The following is a 20,904-nucleotide window of genomic DNA, read 5'->3' as shown; positions in this document are numbered from 1 at the left end:
AATTTTCCAGATTTCAGAAAGGGACAACAATCAAACAGCTATTTTTCTTGATTACTTTTCTTGTTTTTTTAGAATTGCTTCTCATCTTTGGTGCTTTTGGATTAATGGGGAAATTTGGAAGCTCTTTTTTTGGATTCAATTTCTATCTTTTTGGAATCCTTTGCTATTTGTGGCCAATTTTGCTTTTTTATATCATTCGCTCCTATCAAAAGCACAAAAAAAACTTTTGGCATTTCCTTGAAATCTCGCTTGGCACCATTGCATTATTTCTTTTTCTCCTAGTGATTCAAGCCCTATCTTTTAAAACAGGTATTTTTGGCAGAGCAATCACCACATCTCTTGTCCCACACATTGGTTATTTTGGAATCTGGATTGTGTCAATTTTTGGCCTTTGTGTTTGCCTCCTCTCTCTAAGCCAAAAAGACCCTATCCAACTCATCAAACAAGCAAACCTTCCACACATATTGACCAAAACAAAACATTTCTTTTCTCAATGCCTCTTGGGGGGGATCAAAAAAAGCTTGCCTATTTTTAAAAAAATCTCAATTTCATGTAAGCATATTTTTCATTCTGCAAAATTACATTTCTCACACCACTCCCCCGCACTTCCATTTGCAAAAAAGGACAGTCAAGATTCTTTAGTGGATCTCAAAAATCTCTTGCCTCATCCCCAAGAGACACATCAATCAGCCAACCCAAACCCCACACAACCAGCTCAACCCAAACAGGAGAGAATTATGTTTAAAAAAGATGAAAAACTCAATATTCAAGAATTTGTCATTGCAACAAAAACCGAAGAGAAAAAAGTCAATATTCGCGTTGTGGATAAAATCCAACCACAAAAAGAAAATCCCTTTCTTAAAGATCATTTTCCCCTAGGAGCAACGCAAGCAATCAGCACAAGTGCAGAATTACTTAAAAAAATAAAAACTCAAGACTCTCAACCACAGAACCCCACACAAGAGCCACAAATATCTCCCTCTCAAAGCGCTACTTCAAGCCAACCCTACCACCCCTCACCTTCTTTAGATCAGCATATCTCAGATCATCCATATTCGCCAGAAGAAACACTTGAACTACCTACAGAAGATGCCTCTTTAAAAACTTCACCCCAAACCGATCTGCCCTCCCCAGAAGAAAATCCTAAGCATACTTCTTTGGCAACCCAATACCCCTCACAAGATCAACCTTCGCCCTCTCAAGATTCTATCTCTAGCACCCCTAGCCCAACTCCCCCATCACTTGCACCCTCACCCATTGCACCCAATGCATTTTCTAAGCCAAGAGTCGCCCATATCAAAACGCTTGAAGAAAACGAAGCATTGCTCAAAGAGATCGATCAGGGCAATGTCGCTATCCCCAAAGATTATAAACTCCCCCCCATCTCTCTTCTTTCTCCAGCTCCTCAACAAGAAAACGAGATTGATGAAAATGAGATTGATTCCAAAATTCAAAGCTTGCTTGAAAAGCTCTCTGTCTTTAAAATTGAGGGGGATGTGATACGCACCTATTCTGGTCCTATTATCACAACCCTTGAGTTTCGCCCAGCTCCCAATGTCAAAGTCAGCAGAATCCAAAGCTTAGAAAACGATATTGCAATGGCATTGGAGGCTAAATCTATCCGCATTCAAGCACCCATCCCAGGGAAAAATGTCGTAGGGATTGAGATTCCAAACTCCAATACCCAAACAATCTATCTTAGAGAAATCTTTGAATCTGAGATTTTTCAAAATTCAGCCTCACCCCTTACACTCGCCCTTGGAAAAGATGTGGTAGGCAATCCTTTCATCACAGATCTCAAAAAACTTCCACACCTTTTGATTGCGGGAACCACAGGTAGCGGAAAGAGCGTGGGAGTGAATGCGATGATTCTCTCTCTTCTTTATCGCAACTCTCCAGATGATCTCAAACTCATGATGGTTGATCCTAAAATGGTAGAGTTTATGCCCTATAGTGATTTGCCTCATCTAATCACCCCCATCATCACAGATCCCAAAAAGGCAGTGATTGGATTGGCCAATGCTGTGCGTGAAATGGAAAGACGCTACACCCTTATGAGTCAATCACGCACAAAAGAAATCATCAGCTACAATCAAAAAGCACAAGAAATGGGACTTGAGAAGTTTCCATATTTTGTCATCATTATCGATGAGCTAGCAGATTTGATGATGACAGCAGGCAAGGAAGTTGAATATTCTATGGCACGCATCGCTCAAATGGGGAGAGCTTCAGGAATGCACCTCATCGTCGCCACCCAAAGTCCAAGAGCAGAAGTGCTCACAGGTCTTATCAAAACCAATCTTCCTGCTCATCTAAGCTACAAGGTTGGGACAAAAATTGATGCGGGAATCATTGGTTGCGCAGGCGCAGAAACCCTTCTTGGTCGCGGAGATATGCTCTTCACTCCTCCTGGAGTAAGCGGATTGGTTCGCCTACACGCACCTTGGAGCAGTGAAGATGAAGTCAATGCGATCGTTAGCTATATCAAAGACCAAAGAGAAACACTCTATGATCCTTCATTTTTGCCAGAAGAAAAAGAGGTTTTTGGCGCATTGGATTGCAATGATCTTGATGATGAAACCGCTCAGCTTCTAGAAAGAGCCAAACAAATCATCATCCAAGATGGAAAAACTTCCATTAGCTACCTCCAGCGTAGACTTTCAATTGGCTACAACAAAGCCGCAACCCTTATTGAAAAACTTGAACAGATTGGGTTTCTATCCGAAGCAGATTCCAAAGGGAACCGTCAAATTTTGTAACTTTTTCCTACAGGTAGCTCAAGAGACCCTTAGATAAAATAAAAGAAATTTTTCCCTTAGGATAAGATCATTCAAATAGAATAAAAGGACACTTATGAATGCTCTTATTTTGCTTGTGATTGGCTTAGTTGCCTTTGGTTTTGGATGGTTTATTTACTCAAAATTTGTTGCCTCAAAAATCTTAAAACTTGATGCAAATTTTTCTACCCCCTCACATACTATGCGAGATGAAGTGGATTATATCCCCACCCATAAATTTGTCCTATGGGGACATCACTTTACAGCTGTTGCCGGAGCTGCACCTATTGTTGGCCCAGCGATTGCCGTTCAATGGGGTTGGATGCCTGCATTCTTTTGGGTTGTTCTAGGAACGATATTTTTTGCAGGGGTTCATGATATGGGTGCTCTTTGGGCAAGCGTTCGCCATCAAGGACAATCAATTGGTGGAGTTTGTCGCAAGATTGTAGGTTCAAAGGTGGGACAACTTTTTATGATTGTGATCTTTTTAGTTCTTTTGATGGTCAACAGTGCTTTTGGCGTCATTATTGCCAATGAATCCGTTGCCTATCCTTCGACCATTATCCCTGCGTGGGGAGCCATATTTGTAGCAATCTTTATGGGAATCTCAATCTATCACTTTAGACTCAATCTTGGAATAGTAACACTTATTGGAGTGGTCGCTCTTTATGGGCTAATTCCTCTCGGAAATGTGATCCCTATCTCTCTTCCTGCTGAATTTTTGGGTTTTAATGCTTATCAACAATGGATCATCATCCTCTTTTTATATGCAGGAGTTGCATCAATTATGCCCGTTTGGCTTTTGCTTCAACCCCGTGACTACATCAATGGAATCCAACTTTTTATCGGTCTCATTTTGCTTTATAGCTCTATCTTCCTAGTTGCTCCAGCCGTTGTGGCTCCCAAACTCATTCCATCCATCACGCAAGAGGGTGGATGGCAGATTCTTATTCCTGTGCTTTTTATTACTGTTGCCTGTGGTGCTATCAGTGGATTTCACGGGATTGTTGCTTCTGGAACAACTTCTAAGCAGGTTGATAAAGAAACCGATGTAAGATTTGTTGGTTATCTTGGGGCTTTAGGAGAAGGCTCTCTTGCCCTTGGAACAATCATTGCCTGCATTGCTGGACTTGGACTGATTAATCCTGATTTATCAGTTGATACTTGGGCTTCTCTATACAAAGGGGGAGCAGCCAACTTTTCCCTTGGAGGGGCGGCTATTTTACACTCTGGGCTTGGCATCCCCCAATCTCTTGGACAAACTCTTCTATCTCTTATGGTGATTCTATTTGCAGCGACCACAATGGATGCGGGAATCAGATTGCAACGCTATATTGTTCAAGAATGGGGAGAGCTTTATAAAATCCATTTTCTTAAAAACAAATGGGTTTCGACACTTGTGGCTGTTGGACTCTGCTTTAGCCTATCATGGAGTGGTTTAGGAGAAGGGGGACAAAATGAAGTTGCAATCTGGCCACTTTTTGGCGCAACCAATCAGATCCTTGCCTCTCTCACACTCCTCACTCTTGGAGTGATTCTAATCCAAAATAAACGCATTAAAGGCTCATTGGTTGTACTTATTCCGATGAGCTTTATTTTATGTATGTCGCTTTGGGGAGCACTTATTAAAATGAAAGATTACTACACGCAAGAAAGTTATCTTCTTTTTGTGATCAGCTTTATTGTTATTGTTGTCACAATTTCTGTTGTCCTATCAGCCCTCTCTTGCATTTCCAAAATTCTAAGAAGCAAACATGCGTAATATTTATAGCCCAATCAGTAAATTTCTCAAAGATTACTATGAAGTTGGCTACAAACGAGCCCTCAAAAAAGAACAAGAAGAAATAGAGGCACTCCTAATGCTTTTGGCATTTTCAGAGATGATGGGGATTGCTAATCCTTATGAATTTCATATGCTTGAATTGATTCCTGATCTAATGCCCAAATTTCATCAGTGGCATAAAAAAATAGGGTTTGAAAAATCACCCTTTGATTTCTTTCCCTGCGCATGCTGTTAAATCAAATTATTTTTATTGGAGGGAAGGGAGGAGTGGGAAAAAGCACAATTTCTAGCTCCCTTGCTCTAAATCTATCACTTCAGAACAAAAAAACACTTCTTATCTCCACAGATCCTGCACACAATCTCAATGATATTTTTTCTATCCCCTATGCAACACAAATCAGTCAAATCAACCCCTATCTATCCATTCAACAAATTATTCCCCAAGAAGAAGCCCTCTCTTATATGCAAGAAATTGCACAAAAAACAAAAAAATTTCTTGGGGCTCATCACTATGAGCTTATTGATCGCTATTACAAAAGCGCTGCACAAAATGGTATCACGCAAGAATCTGCCCTTTTTGACAAGCTTGTCAAACTCATCACTCACAGCCAAGCACAATGGGATCATATCATCATTGATACAGCACCCACTGGACACACTTTGAGATTCTTTACACTAGCCCAAACGCTCAAAACTTGGAGCAAAACAATGCTTGGATATCAACAAAAAAATAATCATCTCTATCATATCTTAGGCTCCCCTTCTTATGAAAACAACTCTTTACAACAACATCTAGAAGAGAGATATCAAATCTACCAAGCATTTCAATCCATCCTTACTCATCCCCAAAAAACTTCTATTATTTTTGCCCTCACTCCCGATCTGCTCTCCATCCACGAAACTCAAAGAGCTATAGAAGAGATTCAAAAAGACAAAATCCACATCCATGCTCTTGCTATTAACAAAATCCTTCCTCCAAGCCATGATCCATTTTTTAAAAAACGCTATGAGATTCAAGAAAAATATCTCTCTCAAATTCAACAAAAATTTTCTCAATTCCCCCAATGGTTCATACACCACCTCAAAGAAGATATCTTAGAACAAAAGCACATTCTCTCTTTGCTCTTACCTCTTTTCCGCTCCCCCAATAATGATAAAATTTGACACTCACTACTTCAAGAGGATTAGAAATGAAAAAAAGTTTATTATTTTTTGCACTTACCCTACTTTTGTCTCTTTATGCCCAAGAAGATCAGTCTCAACAAGAACAAGAACTCCCCTTTACAGATACCCCAAAAGAACTCACTCTTGCTCAGAAAAAATCGGGATTTGTTGTTGGGGTAGAAGCACTATTTGGATCTTCCACAATCCATCATGAAAATGTCTCCCAAAGCTCATCAGGCTTTTCTCTTATGGGGGGATTTTATGGAGGATACCAACACTATTTTGATGATCATTTCGGAATCCGTGCATTGCTAAGCGTTCATGATGGGACACCTATTATTGGAAATGTTGATTTGGCAAATCAAACATTTCAAATCTCTGCTCTTCCATTTTGGGTAGGTACACAACTTGATGTTTTGTGGGATTTTTGGCAAAAAGAAGAGCACACCTTAGGAATCAGCGCAGGACTAGGATATAACTTTGAAACCTACCATGCAAGAGAAGCCAAAATCAATCAAACCACTTATACGCTCTCTAATCTTTACCAACACAACCTATATCCCATCATCGGATTCCACTACTATTATGGACATCATCAAATGAGCTTAAACTATCGCTTTATAGGGACGCTCAATTCTCCTCTCAAGGAATATTTTGTCGCAGGAATTCCACTTAAGACAAAATATAACTTTACTGATTATTTGAATTTCTCCTACACTTATCGCTTTTAGTGACTTAGTCACTGCTGCGATAGCGAAACTGCCCCTTTTTAAAGACCATTTTCAATCCACCAATCCCAAATAGCCAGCGATTTTCTATCAGATTCTTAAAAAACGCACTAACACCATCACTGATCTTATAGCCAAATACGACCCCTACTCCATCTAAATGCCCGATTGAGCAAACTGATCCACGATTGATAAATTTGAAATCCTTAGTCTCTGTTTTGCCCTCTGCCATATCAGCCAAAAGATTTCCCACATACTCTCCCATTTGTGTGGCAAGCTGAGCTGTTGGAACATAAACGACCTCCCTTTGTGCATAAATTGCACAATCTCCAACCACATAGATATTGGGATAATCTTCACTCTTAAGTTTAGAATCCACTTTCAATCTTCCCTTGTGGCTTGTCATTTTGGAAAAATATTCAATGCTATCATTTCCCTTCACTCCAGCAGACCAAAGAATCGTATGAGCATAGATCTTTCTCTCCTCTCCCCCTTCTGAGACAATCACGCCATCACTTTGACACTCCTTGACACTAACGCCATTTAAAACTTTAACACCCAAATCTTCTAGCTTCTTTTGAGCCTTTTGACTAAGCTTTGGATCAAATACAGGCAAAACCTGAGAAGACCTTCCTATACAAGTAATTTTCACTTCCTTGCGATCAATCCCATAAATACGACACAATCGCTTCAAATCGTGTGCAAGCTCAGCTGTAAATTCCACACCTGTTAAGCCACTCCCGCAAATCACAAAAGAAAGATCATTGGGATCTTTCTTGAGATGATAATCTTTAAACTTCCATTCAATGTGTTTTGCAAGCACCAAAGATGCATTCAAAGAGGAGAGTTTAAATGCATATTCTCGCACACCTTTGATTCCAAAATCATCAGGTTTAAACCCCAAGGCAATCACTAAAATATCATAAGAATACTTGCCAAGTTTGCCAATGACTGTATTTTGTTCAGGACAAATTTCCATCACCTTATCTTTAACAAAAGCAACACGATTAAGCAAAGTGCGATAATAAATCTTGGCTTTACGCTCACTCAAAGTTCCAACAGCAACTTTATGCAAAAGAGTTGTTTGATAGTGATAATCGTGCTTGCTCAAAAGAGTCACTTTTGCATTTGTGTGGCGCTTTTGCAATGTAAGTGCTGTTTTTAACCCTCCATATCCTCCACCAACAATTAAGATATTCATTGAATTTCCCTCAAATTGCAAAATAAAAAGTAAAAAATGTTTTTATCATAAAACAAAATGATTTTGTCTAAAAACCATTTTTCCCAAAGCAAATCCCAATCTATCTGCTACGACTTGACACTTAATCTTCAAAAGATAGAAAATCCTTGAATCTTTTCTCTCATCCAAACATTCAAAATTTCCCATCCCCTTACTCAACACAAGATCTGATCTTGAAAAAATTTGCTGAGCCTCCGTGCTTGCATCACCATAGACAAATCCTGGACTTTTCACTCCGCTATCTACCACTTGCGCAACCTCAAATATCCCCCTGCATTCCTCAAACCTCTGCAAGTCCAAAAGAGTAATATCATTGATAATGGGCTTTCCGCGCACAAAGTAAAATAACTCAAGGTTGGGATACTGCCTTGATAAAACCCTCAATAAAACCTCATCAAACAGATTCTCTCCAGCATTATCGCCAAGCATTACAAGACTTCTTGCACCCTCTAAAGCATCTTGGAATCTATCAAAATCAAAACAAGCAAAATCCATTCTGCTAAGCTCTTGCATAAAATCAAAATCTTGGATGCAAAACTGACTTGCCGAACCATAATCAATCACATTTCCCAAAGCAGATAATCTCAAAGCCTCCTCCAATGAGAGCACTTCTAGATCTAGCATTTGCAAAATCTGACTAGCTTTTTGAATGCTTTGTGCCTTGATATGAGCAAAGGGATCAGACACACCAAGATCTCTAGCAATCTTCTCATATAGCCCAATTGCAATTTGTGGTGGAGATAATGCAATACTTGCCCCATTTTGATCTTTGGGAATACTTTGGAGAAAAGATTGGTATTCTTCTATCGCAACAGGATGAGCACATACTTGTCGCTTAAGACAAGCAAAACAATCACTTTGGGCTTTCATTTTCACTCTTTTGCATCATTGATCTTATCCCACATCAATCGATATTTTTTCTTCACTAGCTCCAGCTCCTGCCTGCTTCTTTGCAATTCTTCACGCAAAAAATCAAGCATTTTTTTATCTTGCATATAAGCCTCTTGCATAGACAAAACTGCACTTTTAAGAAATTCATTCTCACTCTTTAAGCTAGCAATCACCTCATCTTTTGCAAGAGCAAATTTAGAGTGGATATCCAATACTTTTTGCAAAACTTCCTGCATTAAAACTTCTGGCTCTTTCACAAGGGCCTTGCTTGAAGCGTTGAGTGCAGGTAAGCTCTCCTTGTGTCTTAAATATAACTTTCCTTCTTGATTTTTTGCCTCAATCTCTCCATTTTTTACAAGCCTAGCAATCTGAGCTTTTGTGTATGAGGTATCCTCAATAAAACTCTCTATATCTCGCCATTGCATTGCACTATCCAATCTTTTTGTCTTTAATGTATGTTTTCATTTCCAAATCTTCAAAAACTCTATCAAAATCTTTCTCAATAAGATAATTCGAATCTGAGACTTTGATATTGCGATTGATCGATTCAATAAAATTTCTAAAATTTGGATTTTCTCCCACAAGCAAATCGATGGTTTTAAAATCTAATTGTTCTCTCTCATCAGAGGGGATTAAAACCTCAGAATCAAGTAAATTATCAGCATTAAGCTTAATCACTCCAATTCCAAAAGCATTATTTAATCTCCAAAGTTCATCCATAAACTCTTGACTTTCATCGCATTCCAAAACTACCAAATACCCCTCATTTGCCCAACTTGAATTACTCACTGCTTGAAAATAGCACTCTCTCAAATTTGAAAAATCAATTCGGATTTTCAACTCAAAACTATAAAGCTCATAGGGTGTTTGAGCAAAATTTTTGAGCAACTCTGTTGTTTGTTCTTGGAATCCAAAAGGAAAATGCACTCCCACAATATCAGGGTGAATCCAGCGATTTTTCCCACTTTTTTGTTTTTTGCTTTCTTCGTGATAAATTGTTTTGCAACAAAGATTAAATTCTTCACTTTCTTTCAAAAACTTCACAAGCAAAGGATGCAAATCTCGCTCACAATAGTTTTTTTGATTTGCTTTTTCTTCTTTTTGAATTTGGAGTTGAATGCTTTTTTGAAGTTCTTTAGAATCTAGCTCTTCTTGGCGTGATTTAAGCCAAAATTTTGTAGGCTTTTTTGAAACAATCATTAAAGGAAAATGTTCATTTTTAACCCCAACATATAAAATTGCATATAGCGTCTGCCAAGGAGTTTTTCCAACACTTCCAAGCTTTGAAACTAGCCCAAACTCAAGGGCTTTTTCCCAAATCTCCTTACAGGCAAGAGGAATCTTTGCCTTCCCCAAAACCTCTTCTGCTAAGTCCAAAAATGTATATCCCCTTGCCATTTATCCTCCAATTTTCTCCCTCAAAAAACTAAAGGGTGGCAATGATGCAGGGAGCGCGACACGATTAACATTCCCACTATGGATTTCACTTAATTCTCCCCCATTTTCAAGCTCAAGTTTTTTAAACCTTACAAAATACTTCCCCCCCTGCTCATAGATTCTTCCCCTCTCATTATCCACACACTCTATTGCACATCCAAGTGGCACAACAAGCTCTTTGCTTTCCCCTACTCTGATTGTATGGCGACAGGAAAACCACTTCCCACACTCACTCACCTCAGCATTGACCTGATAACTTCCCTCACTGATTGCTGTTTGATGATTTTGTGTATCAAGCTTTTCATATGGACGATGCATGATATACCCATCAGTAAATCCACGATTTTTGAGCGTATTGAGCTCTTCTTGGTATTTGAGTGAGTTGTATCGTTTGGCATAAAAATCATCTATTGCCATTCGATAGGTGCGTGCTGTAATCCCTGCATAATAATTAGACTTTGTGCGTCCTTCAATCTTGAGTGCATCAATCGCCCCACTTGAGAGAATCTCTACCAAATGCGAAGCAAGATTGAGATCTTTTGCATTGAAAATATGAGTCCCCACACCCTCCTCTTCTACAAGTCTCATCATCACCCCATTATCTGGATTTCGCACATAATATTCATAATCAAATCGACAATCATTTGCGCAACTTCCACGATTGGGGACGCGTCCATTTTGGAGTGCAGAGATCAAACATCGCCCCGAAAAAGCAAAACACATACTTCCATGCACAAAAATCTCCAATTCCAAATCAGGCAAATGTTTTTTGATCTCTACCGCATCAGAAAGGCTCATCTCCCTCGCAGCTACGATTCTCTTCACTCCCATTTCATAAAACACCTCAGCATCTAGCACATTCAGCACATTGGCTTGAGTGGATAGATGAATGGGAATATGGGGGGCAAGTTTTCTAGCAAGCCTTACAACACCAGGGGTTGCGATGATAAACGCATCAGGCTCAAGTTCTGCCATTTTGACAATATGATTTTCTAAAAGTTTGAGTTGAGCATTAAAAGGGAATCCATTGATTGCTGCATACACCTTTTTTCCTCGCTCATGTGCATAATCAATCCCTTCTTTAAATGTTTCAAGAGTGAATTCCTTTCCCGCGCGATTCCTCAAAGAGAAATGACTTACTCCACCATAAACCGCATCCGCTCCATAAGCCAAAGCGATTTTGAGTTTTGTTAGATTCCCTGCGGGAGAAAGAAGTTGAGCCTTTTGCATAATCATCCTTTGATTTGATATTTTAAAGCTTGAAGTGTTTCCAAACTTCCTTGAGTGTTTCCTGCATTTTGGTTGCTTGTCGTTGTTTGTATAAAAGCCTCTAGTTTTTCTTGCTCAATAAGATCAAGGCACGCAATGACACTTTTGAGCAAACTTGAAGCTTTAGAAATCCCCTCTTGCTCAATAGCCTCATCTGCAGAAAGATCCAAAATCTCTAAGCTCTTTTGACTGATCTGAGAAACCGCCATTGTATGAGAGAGCATCTCATCAAGACAATCTTTTGAGCTTTTGAAAATCTCAAGTTCTGGATTTTGTTGGCTCAAAATTTCCATCATTTGAGCTTGATCCCTCAAACCTCGCTGCACAAAGATATTGCGTCCTTGAATCTGTGTTGCATATCCATTGAGCTTTTCGATTCGCCTTAAGCTTTCAATGCTATATTCTCGTGCTTTTTGCAGAAGTTCTAAGATCTCCTCAATTTGAGGAATAGGTTTATTGTGCTCCACTCACCAACACTCCCTCAATCATTTCATCCAAATCCCCATCCAAAATCGCCTCAACATTGCTATATGCAATGTTACTACGCAAATCTTTCACTTGCTGATAGGGAGCCAAAACATAGCTTCTGATTTGATGTCCCCAGCCAATTTCACTTTTTTCTTGATTGGCACTAGAGGCATTTTGCTTTTCTTTTTCAAGTTCATAAAGCTTACTTTTAAGCATCTTAAGGGCTGTAGCTTTGTTTTTATGCTGACTTCTGTCGTTTTGACATTGCACAACAATCCCTGTTGGAAGATGCGTAATCCTAATAGCCGATTCTGTTTTATTGACATGCTGCCCCCCTGCACCGCTCGCTCGATAAGTATCAATCCTAATATCCTTATCTTCAATCATAATATCAATATCATCACTCAACTCTGGACTGACTTGAACACTTGAAAAACTCGTATGCCGTTTGGCATTCGCATCAAATGGAGAGATTCTCACTAAACGATGAACGCCATTTTCACTCTTCATATACCCATAAGCATTTTCACCCTTAATGATAAAAGCCACGCCTTTAATTCCTGCTTCTTCGCCATCTTGATAATCAAGTAACTCAACCTTAAATCCGCGACGCTCCGCCCACCGCAAATACATTCGATAAAGCATACTTCCCCAATCTTGACTTTCTGTCCCCCCCGCTCCTGGCTGAATTGTGATAATCGCATTGGAAGAATCATTCTCATCGCTCAACATCACCTCAATTTCCACCTTTTTAATCGCGCTTTCCAACTCTGCACTTTGAGAAAACAATTGATTTAAAATCTCCTCATCATTTCCAGCAAGCTCAAAAAGTTCTTTGGCGTCATTAAGCATATCTGAGGCATTTTTATAAGTCTGAAGCATTCGCGAAAGTTTTGATTTATGCTTGCCAATCTCTCCTGCTTTTTTTGCATCATTCCAAAACTCCGGATTTTGCTCAAGCAAGACAATCTCATCAAGCTCTTTTTGAATCTCTTGGGGTTTAATGATTTTTTCAATATTGCTACATTTTCCTTCAAGCTCTTTAAGAAGCTCTGAGTATTCATAATTATCCATATATCCAAATCCAAATGATTAAATTTAAACTGGGATTTTAGCAAAACTCAAAAAGCTATCTGTATATGCAAATCATTACCCCCTACCCCCTTTTTATGTATGTCTGCTTAAGCAAACAATGGCTTAATCTGTGCAACCCAGTTTTGGATTCTAGAATCTGTCAAATCATCTTGGTTATCTTCATCTAGAGCCAATCCAATAAACATACCATCAATCACGGCTTGGCTATCACTAAATTCATAGCCCTCTACAGCAGTTTGCCCAATGATTTTTGCTTGCTTGACCTTCTCATAGAGGTGAAAAAGGCTATCGCAGAATGTATCACTATATGTATCCTGATCGCCCACTCCTACAAGAGCGATTGTTTTGGATGCAAAATCACTTGCTTGAAATTGTGCAAGCGCTCCTTCCCAATCATCTTGCAAATCTCCACTTCCATAAGTTGAGCTTGCAAGGATTAGATTCTCAAATCCTAACACATCTTCTTTGGTTGCCTTTGCAATATCAAACAATGCCACATTTTCTTCACCAAAAACTTTGGCAATCTTTTGGCATACATTTTGAGTATTTCCACCATCACTTCCATAAAAAATTCCAATTTTTTTCATTATTTTCTCCTGTTTAAATTTCTAAAATAGAACTAAGGCTTTTATCAAATAAAATAAAACAATCTCATTTATTTTGAAAGAAATCTTAAAAAAGAACATGCTTTCTTCGCCCTTGCTATTTTTTAAAATAAATAAAAGTAAATAAAAATTCATCGGGATTTGGATATATCACTCATTTTATTTTAAGGAGTTTCTAATGACAAAAATTATTGAAGAAGAAGGAATGCAAATCAAAAACGATCAGTTTATGCTCGTCAAAAAAACAGGACTTAAGGGCGAAGAAATCCAAAAGCACAATCATTTGGGATTTTCTGTTCTTTTTACAGTCGTCTCGGGCCTTGTAAGCGCAACACTTAATGATCAAGAACATTATCAACTAATGCCCGGTCAAGTGCTTAGCTTTGATGGAAGCAATTTCATCTCAGCGCATTTTAAGGAAGATAGCCAAGTTTTTATCACACTCATCAAAAAATAATCCTCTCGCAAGGCTTCAATCTCACTAAAACCCAAATGCAATAAGTTATTATTGCATTTATTTTCATTCAAGGATTTTTGATGCAGATTTTTACACAAACTCGTGGAGGAGAAACTCCACGAATCACCTTCAAAGATTCCATCCTCAATCCCAAGGCAAATTTTGGAGGTCTTTATACGCTTTCTAACTTCCCTCCACTGCCTTCTCTTGATTCTTTGCTTAATTTGGATTATGCAACACTCACAGAAACTATTTTTTCACATCTTGGACTTGAGCTTGATGGGCTAGAAAAAGCACTTGCGAGTTATAAAAACTTTGATAATCCACTAGATCCCGCACCTATTTCACACCTTCATGATCAGTTTTACTTACAAGAGCTCTATCATGGACCCTCTAGGGCCTTTAAGGATATGGCACTTCAACCATTGGGACGATTATTTTCTTCTTTTGCCAAAAATGACAAATATCTCCTTCTAACTGCTACCAGTGGAGATACAGGCCCTGCTACCCTTGAGAGCTTTAAGGGAATGAAAAATATTTTTGTCATCTGTCTTTATCCTGCTGAGGGGACAAGCGATGTTCAACGCCTGCAAATGAGCACTCAAGATGCTTCAAACCTCAAAGTGATTCCCATTATTGGAAATTTTGATGATGCTCAACATGCGCTTAAAACGCTTCTGCAAGACAATGCTTTTCTTTCTGATCTTACAAAACTAGGATTTAAAATTTCAGCAAGCAATTCTGTCAATTTTGGGCGTATCGCATTTCAAATCATCTATCACATTTGGGGTTATTTAAGCCTAGTCCGACAAAACAAGATCTCTTTGGGAGAGTCAATCTATACTGTGATTCCAAGTGGGAATTTTGGCAATGCATTAGGGGCGTTTTATGCCAGACTAATGAATCTTCCTCTACACAAAATCATCATTGCTAGCAACCCAAACAATATTCTTACAGACTTTATCCAAAGCGGAATCTATGACATCTCTTCCCGCAAACTTTTACAAACCTATTCACCGGCAATGGATATCCTCAAAAGCTCCAATATTGAGCGAGTTTTATTTGCGCTCTTTGGTAGTGAACGCACCAAGGAATGGATGATCTCTCTTGATCAGCATAAATCCTACCAACTCTCCCAAGAGGAATTGCAAAAACTCAAGACCTACTTTGATGCAGGTTTTTGTAGCGATCAAGAGTGCCTAGAGTGCATCAAATCTCTAGCTCAGCAAGGGAAAATCATCGATCCCCACACCGCCAATGCTTATGCAGTCGCACAAACTCTTCCAAAAGATTCCAAAATCTTGATTAACTCTACGGCAGAATGGAGCAAATTTAGCCCAACAATTTTTTATGCACTTACAGGTCAAAAAGCCAACGATAGACAGGCCCTAAATTGGATTTCTTCAAACTTCCATCTTCCTCTTCATCCTCAAGTTCAATCACTTTTTGATAAACAAGAACTATGCTCATCCCCTATTGCACCACACACAATCGCTTCCACAATTCTCCAATGGCTCAATGAGTAAAAGCCTTGGAGCAAGTCTTGCTATAATAAATTTTATTTCCATCTTTCGCTTAAAGGAATTGTCGTGTTTTTTTCTTATAAGAAAAAACTTATCTCACAAATTGATCAACTCACAAAGAAAAATCAAGAACTTCACTCCAAGCTTCAAGAACAAGATGAGCTCCTCAAAAAACAAAACCAACAAATTGCACAAAGCGAACACAACAAGAGATTGGCAGATTTCTATCACAAAATGCTTTCTCTCATCATCGCCTCATCAGCCAAAAATCTCAAAATCTTACAAGATGATTTTTCTTCCTCTGTCAATATGCTTCAGGATGTCCAAAATCTCTCCAATACAAATTTAGAGCAAACAACCTCACTTGAACAAAGAATCTCACAAACAATGCAACACACACAACAAGAGCTTCAAGCATTCCAAGCTCTGATTGATAATGTCTATCAGAATCTGGATGCAATCAATAGCGTCATTAATCTCATTACAGATATTAGCAATCAAACCAATCTTTTGGCCTTGAATGCTGCTATTGAAGCTGCAAGAGCGGGGGAGCACGGAAGAGGCTTTGCTGTTGTTGCTGATGAAGTAAGAAAGCTTGCAAACAAAGCTGGAGGGGCAACTAAAGATATTTCAACAGATATCCAATCTCTCAAGCAAAGCTTCTCTGAGGTTCAAGATTCAATCAATACAGTCGTAGAAGAAATCAACTACGCAAGTGCCGAAGTTGAGAACTTCAAATCCCTTCACCATCATTCAAAAGAAATTCATCACCACTCCCAAAATGTCCTAGATTCAACATTTGTAGGATTGGTCAAACTAGATCATCTGCTATTTAAAACCAACACCTACCAAGCTATCCTCGAAAAAGACAAGGATTTTAAACTCTCTTCTCATCATGATTGCCGGCTTGGAAAATGGTACGAGCAAGGAAATGGCAAACAGGCCTTTGGACACCTCAAACACTACAGCTCTCTTGAGCAACCACATGCTCTTGTGCATCAATTCTTTCAACAAGCCCTTGAGCTATTTTGGCAAAATGGATTAAATGGAGATATGCAAACTCTGATTGCATCCTTTCAATCAGGAGAACTTGCATCAGATGAAGTGATCCATATTTTAGATCGCCTTTTAAATGAGAAACATTTAGAAGCTCAAAACTTACAAGAATCTGATCAATAGATTTTATTTCAGAGGCTTTGTGGGCACATTCTCTTGTGCTTGGTCAATCTGATGAGTTTGATATTGATTGACCCAATACATCGCAAGACACATAAGAATAATCAACAAAAGATTGATTGTATTAAGCTTAAAGCCTCTGCAAAAGATGCAAGGTTTTTTTCTCATCGCTTCCCCTTTGGTGAAAGATTGATCGCCTCAAAAGGTGGAAGCCATCCCATTGTTTGCAAATAACGAATCTTGTAAGCCTCCAAAGCTACTCCATTCTCCAAAGTGCAAATAATCATTTGCAGCACTGTCCTCTGACTTGAACTGACTTCAAATCTTGCATGCCCGATGCCACTTAAACCTCTTTGGATTGGAGCTTCGCTAGCCATTCCAATCACGCTATCTATCGCTCCACACATCCCCACATCGCTTACATATACACTCCCTTCCTCAAGCATTAAATCATCAGTCCCAATATGTGTATGCGTCCCAAATATGCCACTAATCTTGCCCTTAAGCATCTCAAACAAAGTGCGCTTTTCACTCGTTGCTTCTGCATGTATATCAATCACAATATTCTTAATGCCCATTTGATGCAACCTATCTACTTCATCTCTTGCACAAACAAAGACATTATCACAATGAGGCATTCCAAAATGCCCCATCAGATTCATAACAGCTAATTTCTCTCCATTTACAACGCCTACAAACACGCCACTTCCTGGCAACTCTTTTGAGCAATTATGCGGACGCAAAACTTGACTTTGTTCTCCCAAAAGTGTGGTAATTTCTTTTTTATCAAAACTATGATTCCCGCCCGTAACTACATCCACTCCTCCATGCAACAATTCTTGAGCATGGGCAATGCTCAATCCAAAGCCATGAGAAGCATTTTCTCCATTTGCAACAACAAAATCAAGTCCGTGTTCTTGTCTAATTTGAGGCAATAGCTTTAAAACCAAAGCTCTGGCATTTTTTCCAACAATATCGCCAATGATTCCAATTTTTATCATAAGGGAAGAATCCCCAGAAGGGGAAGTAGATCATTATCTTTTTGAGAATTGTGGGCTTCTTCTTGCTTTGCGCTTTCCGTATTTCTTTCGCTCAACCACTCTTGAATCTCTTGTTAAGAGTCCTTTTGGTTTCAAAATCGCACGAAATGCAACATCATAAACATTAAGTGCTTTTGAGATTCCATGTCTCAATGCTTCAGCCTGAGCAGAATAACCTCCACCCAAAGTCACAGCGACAATATCTACAGATTTTTCTTGCTTAGTCAAAACCAAAGGTTGCATTACCTTCATTTTAATTGCTTCATGACCACCAAGCCAAGAATCCAAGGTTTCCCCATTAATACTTAATTTTCCGCTTCCATTTGTAAGCCACACTTTTGCAATTGCTGTTTTTCTTTTTCCAGTTGCATAAACTTTTGCCATTTATTTATCCTTTACTTCGCTGTTGAAATCTGTGCTGTATGAGGATGCTCACTTCCTCTATAAACCTTAAGCTTTTTAAGCATTGCTCTACCAAGCTTGTTTTTAGGAAGCATCCCTCTCACTGCCAAGTGATAAAGTTTCTCAGGGCTTTTTTCTAGCATCTCTTTAAGCGTCTTGCTCTTTGTGCTTCCAAAGTATCCAGAATGAGTGAAATATTCTTTATCTTCAAGCTTAAGCCCAGAAAACTTGACTTCAGTTGCATTCACAATAACAACATAGTCACCACAATCAAGGTGAGGAGTAAAACAAGGCTTGTGCTTTCCTCTCAAATATGTTGCAACCTCAGTAATTAGACGACCAAATACTTTGTCTTTGGCATCCAATACGATCCACTTTCGCTCAATTTGAGCCTCATTTGCAATTTTTGTCATTTCCATTGATTGAACCTTATTGAAAAAATATTATAAAAAGGAAAGCTCATTCTAACCAATGAAACTTAATCTTTCCTTAATTTAAGAAAAGATTAAGAAACTCCTCCTTCATTTTCAAAATATCTTTTTTCTTGATATCGCAACAAACGCTTCGTTTCAGCTGGAAGTTCAAAACTCTCTTCATAATTTTTTTTGACAATCATCATAGAACGCCCCAACTCTCGATCGATTCCATCTAAAGCATCCATCACCAAAGAAAACATTTGAATATTTTGCGTAATCATCTCATAAGCTCTTTGCTTGGCCTCATAAAAGCTCTCTTCATTTTCAAAAAATTTTTTGGCCTTAAACATAATGCGACGAAATACCATCACTGCTATTCTTCTAGATCTCACATGAGTAAAAACAATTTTTCTAACATTTTGTATTGTTCTTTCCAGATTCTCATTTGCTCCAATTTTGACAAATACTGGAAGTAAAATTATCATTTTGTCCAGCTTTGATCCTAATGAGCGGGTCTGCCACTTAATCCATGTTCGCTCAAAAAATCCAAGCCGATATTCCTCTAGCATTTTATGATCTCACTTCCCACACCATCGCTTGTAAAAAGCTCTAAGAGCAAAGAATGCTCTACGCGACCATCAATAATGTGTACCTTCTTTACTCCTGCACTCAAACATTCCACACAAGATCGAATCTTAGGAATCATCCCTCCACTAATCACGCCTTGTAAAATCAAATCTTCGACCTGATTGACATCAATACTCTCAAGCAATTTCCCTTCTTGATCCAAGACACCTTGAGTATCAGTTAAGAAAATCACCTTATCTGCTTTGATTGCCCTAGCTACAGCACACGCGACATCATCGGCATTAATATTATAAGAATTTCCCCTTCTATCCCCAGAGATTGGTGAAATAATCGGAATCAGCCCACCAGTAATCAGTGCCTCTATGACCTCAGAGTGACATTCTACAATCTCTCCTGTCAAGCCAAATTTTCCTCCATCTTTAGGCTGAGCTACCAAAAGATTAGAATCTTTTCCACTCATTCCAATTGCATTAACCCCATTAAGACTCATAAAATATGCCAACTCTTTATTGATCTCTCCGCTCAAAACCATTTCCACTACTTCCATAGCTTCTGCACTTGTCACCCTATGACCATCAACAAAACGGCTTTGGATTTGCATTTTTTCCAACATTTCAGTAATCCGCTTACCTCCACCATGCACAATCACAGGATGGATTCCAAGCATATACATCAAAACAATATCTTGTGCAAATTTTTCCTTTAAAACAGGGTTAATTTGAGCAGACCCCCCATATTTAATCACAATCCGATTCCCGCGAAACTTTTTAATAAAAGGGAGAGCATCAAGCAGGATTTCTGCTGTTTTGAATTGAACATTCATTGCAAAACCTTGATGTAAAATAATCCACAATTATAATATTTTGCTAAAGGATTCATATGAAACTTGTCATTTTGGACACTTTAACATTGGGGGAGATTGACCTTGAAGAATTTAAAGAGTTTGGAGATGTAGAAACCTATGAAACAACATCTCAAGAAGATTTGATTAAACGATGCATTGATGCAGATATCATCATCACTTGTAAAGTGCGTTTTGATGCACAAGCCTTACGCTCACTTCCCAAACTTAAATTAATCGCACTCACTTCTACCGGAACAGATGTTATTGATTTGGAATGTGCAAAAGCTTTGGGGATTGAGGTTAAAAATGTCGCTGGATACAGCACTCAAGCTGTTGCTCAACATACATTCATGCTTGTTCTTGCCCTTCTTGGGAATCTGGCCTATTATGATCGATATTGCAAACAATCACATTGGTGCTCATCTCCAGTTTTTACCCATATTATCGAGGGGAGTTATGAAATCCAAGGAAAAGAATGGGGAATTATTGGACTAGGCAATATCGGCAAGCAAACAGCCAAAATCGCAGAGGCATTTGGAGCCAACATTAGCTACACATCCATTAGCGGAAACAATTCTTGTGCTACATACCCCCACAAATCACTTGATGATTTACTAAGTTCAAGCGACATTATCACCATTCATTCCCCTCTAACTCCTCAAACCTATCATCTCCTCAATCAAGAAAAACTTACACTGCTCAAAAAAAACGCCCTATTAGTTAATGTTGGACGAGGGGGGATTATCGATGAATATGCATTAGCTCAAAGAATGCGAGAAACAAATATGAAATTTGGGAGTGATGTTTTAGAATACGAACCGATGAAATTCAATCATCCATTGCTTGATACAACATTACAAGATAGAATCATCCTTACTCCACACTCTGCGTGGGCTTATATGGAAACAAGAAAGCGTCTAATGCAAAAAGTTTATGCAAATATAAAAGATTTTATTCAAAGTCTCTCCTAAGAATTAGGAGAGATATGTCTTGATGATGTC

The 20,904-nt window shown here is 38.7% G+C and carries 23 protein-coding genes; 9 read left to right on the top strand and 14 right to left on the bottom strand.

What is annotated here, in order from left to right; all coding sequences use genetic code 11:
• The first annotated feature begins 47 nt into the window (after positions 1-47).
• The 5 genes from LW137_RS04535 (at position 48) to LW137_RS04515 (ending at position 6,455) form a co-directional block, all read left to right on the top strand.
• A complete protein-coding gene (locus LW137_RS04535; RefSeq protein WP_233033614.1) occupies positions 48-2,759 on the top strand; it encodes an FtsK/SpoIIIE family DNA translocase in 2,712 nt (903 codons plus the stop codon).
• A 94-nt stretch (positions 2,760-2,853) separates the two neighbouring features.
• A complete protein-coding gene (locus tag LW137_RS04530) occupies positions 2,854-4,539 on the top strand; it encodes a carbon starvation CstA family protein (RefSeq protein WP_233033612.1) in 1,686 nt (561 codons plus the stop codon).
• A complete protein-coding gene (locus LW137_RS04525; protein ID WP_233033610.1) occupies positions 4,532-4,795 on the top strand; it encodes a cory-CC-star protein in 264 nt (87 codons plus the stop codon). The genes LW137_RS04530 and LW137_RS04525 overlap by 8 nt, the downstream gene beginning before the upstream one ends.
• Positions 4,786-5,724 carry an ArsA family ATPase gene (locus tag LW137_RS04520; protein ID WP_233033609.1) on the top strand — a complete coding sequence of 313 codons (939 nt, stop codon included), beginning with the start codon at positions 4,786-4,788 and terminating at the stop codon, positions 5,722-5,724. Before LW137_RS04525 ends, LW137_RS04520 begins: the two co-directional genes overlap by 10 nt.
• A 26-nt stretch (positions 5,725-5,750) precedes the next feature.
• Positions 5,751-6,455, top strand: coding sequence for an outer membrane beta-barrel protein (locus tag LW137_RS04515; protein WP_233033607.1), 705 nt, complete (start codon positions 5,751-5,753; stop codon positions 6,453-6,455).
• 4 nt (positions 6,456-6,459) lie between these two features.
• Here LW137_RS04515 and LW137_RS04510 read toward each other — a convergent pair whose 3' ends face one another.
• The 8 genes from LW137_RS04510 to LW137_RS04475 all read right to left on the bottom strand — a co-directional run bounded on the left by LW137_RS04510 (position 6,460) and on the right by LW137_RS04475 (position 13,439).
• On the bottom strand, positions 6,460-7,653 hold the full coding sequence (locus tag LW137_RS04510) for an NAD(P)/FAD-dependent oxidoreductase (protein ID WP_233033605.1): 1,194 nt from the start codon (positions 7,651-7,653) through the stop codon (positions 6,460-6,462).
• 45 nt (positions 7,654-7,698) lie between these two features.
• Entirely contained in the window at positions 7,699-8,562 is an 864-nt protein-coding gene (locus LW137_RS04505) for a damage-control phosphatase ARMT1 family protein (RefSeq protein ID WP_233033604.1), read from the bottom strand.
• A gap of 2 nt (positions 8,563-8,564) precedes the next feature.
• Positions 8,565-9,008, bottom strand: a complete 444-nt coding sequence (locus LW137_RS04500; RefSeq protein WP_233033603.1) for a DUF3972 domain-containing protein — start codon at positions 9,006-9,008, stop codon at positions 8,565-8,567.
• Positions 9,009-9,012: 4 nt separating this feature from the next.
• Entirely contained in the window at positions 9,013-9,981 is a 969-nt protein-coding gene (locus tag LW137_RS04495) for an HTH domain-containing protein (protein WP_233033602.1), read from the bottom strand.
• Positions 9,982-11,256 carry a peptidase U32 family protein gene (locus LW137_RS04490; protein ID WP_233033601.1) on the bottom strand — a complete coding sequence of 425 codons (1,275 nt, stop codon included), beginning with the start codon at positions 11,254-11,256 and terminating at the stop codon, positions 9,982-9,984.
• Complete coding sequence (locus tag LW137_RS04485; RefSeq protein WP_233033600.1) at positions 11,253-11,756, bottom strand: hypothetical protein; 504 nt, start codon at positions 11,754-11,756, stop codon at positions 11,253-11,255. The genes LW137_RS04490 and LW137_RS04485 overlap by 4 nt, the downstream gene beginning before the upstream one ends.
• Positions 11,743-12,831: a peptide chain release factor 2 gene (prfB, locus tag LW137_RS04480; protein WP_233033599.1), complete on the bottom strand. Its 1,089-nt coding sequence runs from the start codon at positions 12,829-12,831 to the stop codon at positions 11,743-11,745. Before prfB ends, LW137_RS04485 begins: the two co-directional genes overlap by 14 nt.
• A gap of 107 nt (positions 12,832-12,938) precedes the next feature.
• Complete coding sequence (locus LW137_RS04475; protein ID WP_233033597.1) at positions 12,939-13,439, bottom strand: flavodoxin; 501 nt, start codon at positions 13,437-13,439, stop codon at positions 12,939-12,941.
• Between the two features lie 196 nt (positions 13,440-13,635).
• On the opposite strand from LW137_RS04475, the gene LW137_RS04470 reads away from it, so the two are divergent.
• The 3 genes from LW137_RS04470 to LW137_RS07190 all read left to right on the top strand — a co-directional run bounded on the left by LW137_RS04470 (position 13,636) and on the right by LW137_RS07190 (position 16,616).
• On the top strand, positions 13,636-13,914 hold the full coding sequence (locus tag LW137_RS04470) for a hypothetical protein (protein WP_233033595.1): 279 nt from the start codon (positions 13,636-13,638) through the stop codon (positions 13,912-13,914).
• A gap of 80 nt (positions 13,915-13,994) precedes the next feature.
• Positions 13,995-15,440: a threonine synthase gene (gene thrC / locus LW137_RS04465; RefSeq protein ID WP_233033593.1), complete on the top strand. Its 1,446-nt coding sequence runs from the start codon at positions 13,995-13,997 to the stop codon at positions 15,438-15,440.
• Positions 15,441-15,503: 63 nt separating this feature from the next.
• A complete protein-coding gene (locus tag LW137_RS07190) occupies positions 15,504-16,616 on the top strand; it encodes a methyl-accepting chemotaxis protein (protein ID WP_346344790.1) in 1,113 nt (370 codons plus the stop codon).
• 3 nt (positions 16,617-16,619) lie between these two features.
• On the opposite strand, the gene LW137_RS04450 is transcribed toward LW137_RS07190, so the two are convergent.
• The 6 genes from LW137_RS04450 to argB all read right to left on the bottom strand — a co-directional run bounded on the left by LW137_RS04450 (position 16,620) and on the right by argB (position 19,882).
• The gene (locus tag LW137_RS04450) at positions 16,620-16,781 is read right to left on the bottom strand and encodes a hypothetical protein (protein WP_233033592.1); all 162 of its coding nucleotides are present in this window, start codon (positions 16,779-16,781) and stop codon (positions 16,620-16,622) included.
• The gene (locus LW137_RS04445) at positions 16,778-17,614 is read right to left on the bottom strand and encodes a TIGR00282 family metallophosphoesterase (RefSeq protein WP_249206159.1); all 837 of its coding nucleotides are present in this window, start codon (positions 17,612-17,614) and stop codon (positions 16,778-16,780) included. The genes LW137_RS04450 and LW137_RS04445 overlap by 4 nt, the downstream gene beginning before the upstream one ends.
• A 33-nt stretch (positions 17,615-17,647) precedes the next feature.
• On the bottom strand, positions 17,648-18,037 hold the full coding sequence (gene rpsI / locus LW137_RS04440; RefSeq protein WP_233033590.1) for a 30S ribosomal protein S9: 390 nt from the start codon (positions 18,035-18,037) through the stop codon (positions 17,648-17,650).
• A gap of 11 nt (positions 18,038-18,048) precedes the next feature.
• Complete coding sequence (gene rplM, locus LW137_RS04435) at positions 18,049-18,474, bottom strand: 50S ribosomal protein L13 (protein WP_233033588.1); 426 nt, start codon at positions 18,472-18,474, stop codon at positions 18,049-18,051.
• Between the two features lie 86 nt (positions 18,475-18,560).
• On the bottom strand, positions 18,561-18,956 hold the full coding sequence (locus LW137_RS04430; protein ID WP_233033586.1) for a hypothetical protein: 396 nt from the start codon (positions 18,954-18,956) through the stop codon (positions 18,561-18,563).
• Between the two features lie 77 nt (positions 18,957-19,033).
• Positions 19,034-19,882: an acetylglutamate kinase gene (gene argB / locus LW137_RS04425; protein WP_233033585.1), complete on the bottom strand. Its 849-nt coding sequence runs from the start codon at positions 19,880-19,882 to the stop codon at positions 19,034-19,036.
• A gap of 56 nt (positions 19,883-19,938) precedes the next feature.
• On the opposite strand from argB, the gene LW137_RS04420 reads away from it, so the two are divergent.
• Positions 19,939-20,874, top strand: a complete 936-nt coding sequence (locus tag LW137_RS04420; protein ID WP_233033583.1) for a D-2-hydroxyacid dehydrogenase — start codon at positions 19,939-19,941, stop codon at positions 20,872-20,874.
• The last annotated feature ends 30 nt before the right edge of the window (positions 20,875-20,904 follow it).

Source organism: Helicobacter kayseriensis (assembly GCF_021300655.1).
GTDB classification, from domain to species: Bacteria; Campylobacterota; Campylobacteria; order Campylobacterales; family Helicobacteraceae; genus Helicobacter_G; species Helicobacter_G kayseriensis.
Note: the sequence above shows the minus strand (reverse complement) of the source record. Positions and strands in the feature narration are given on the sequence as shown.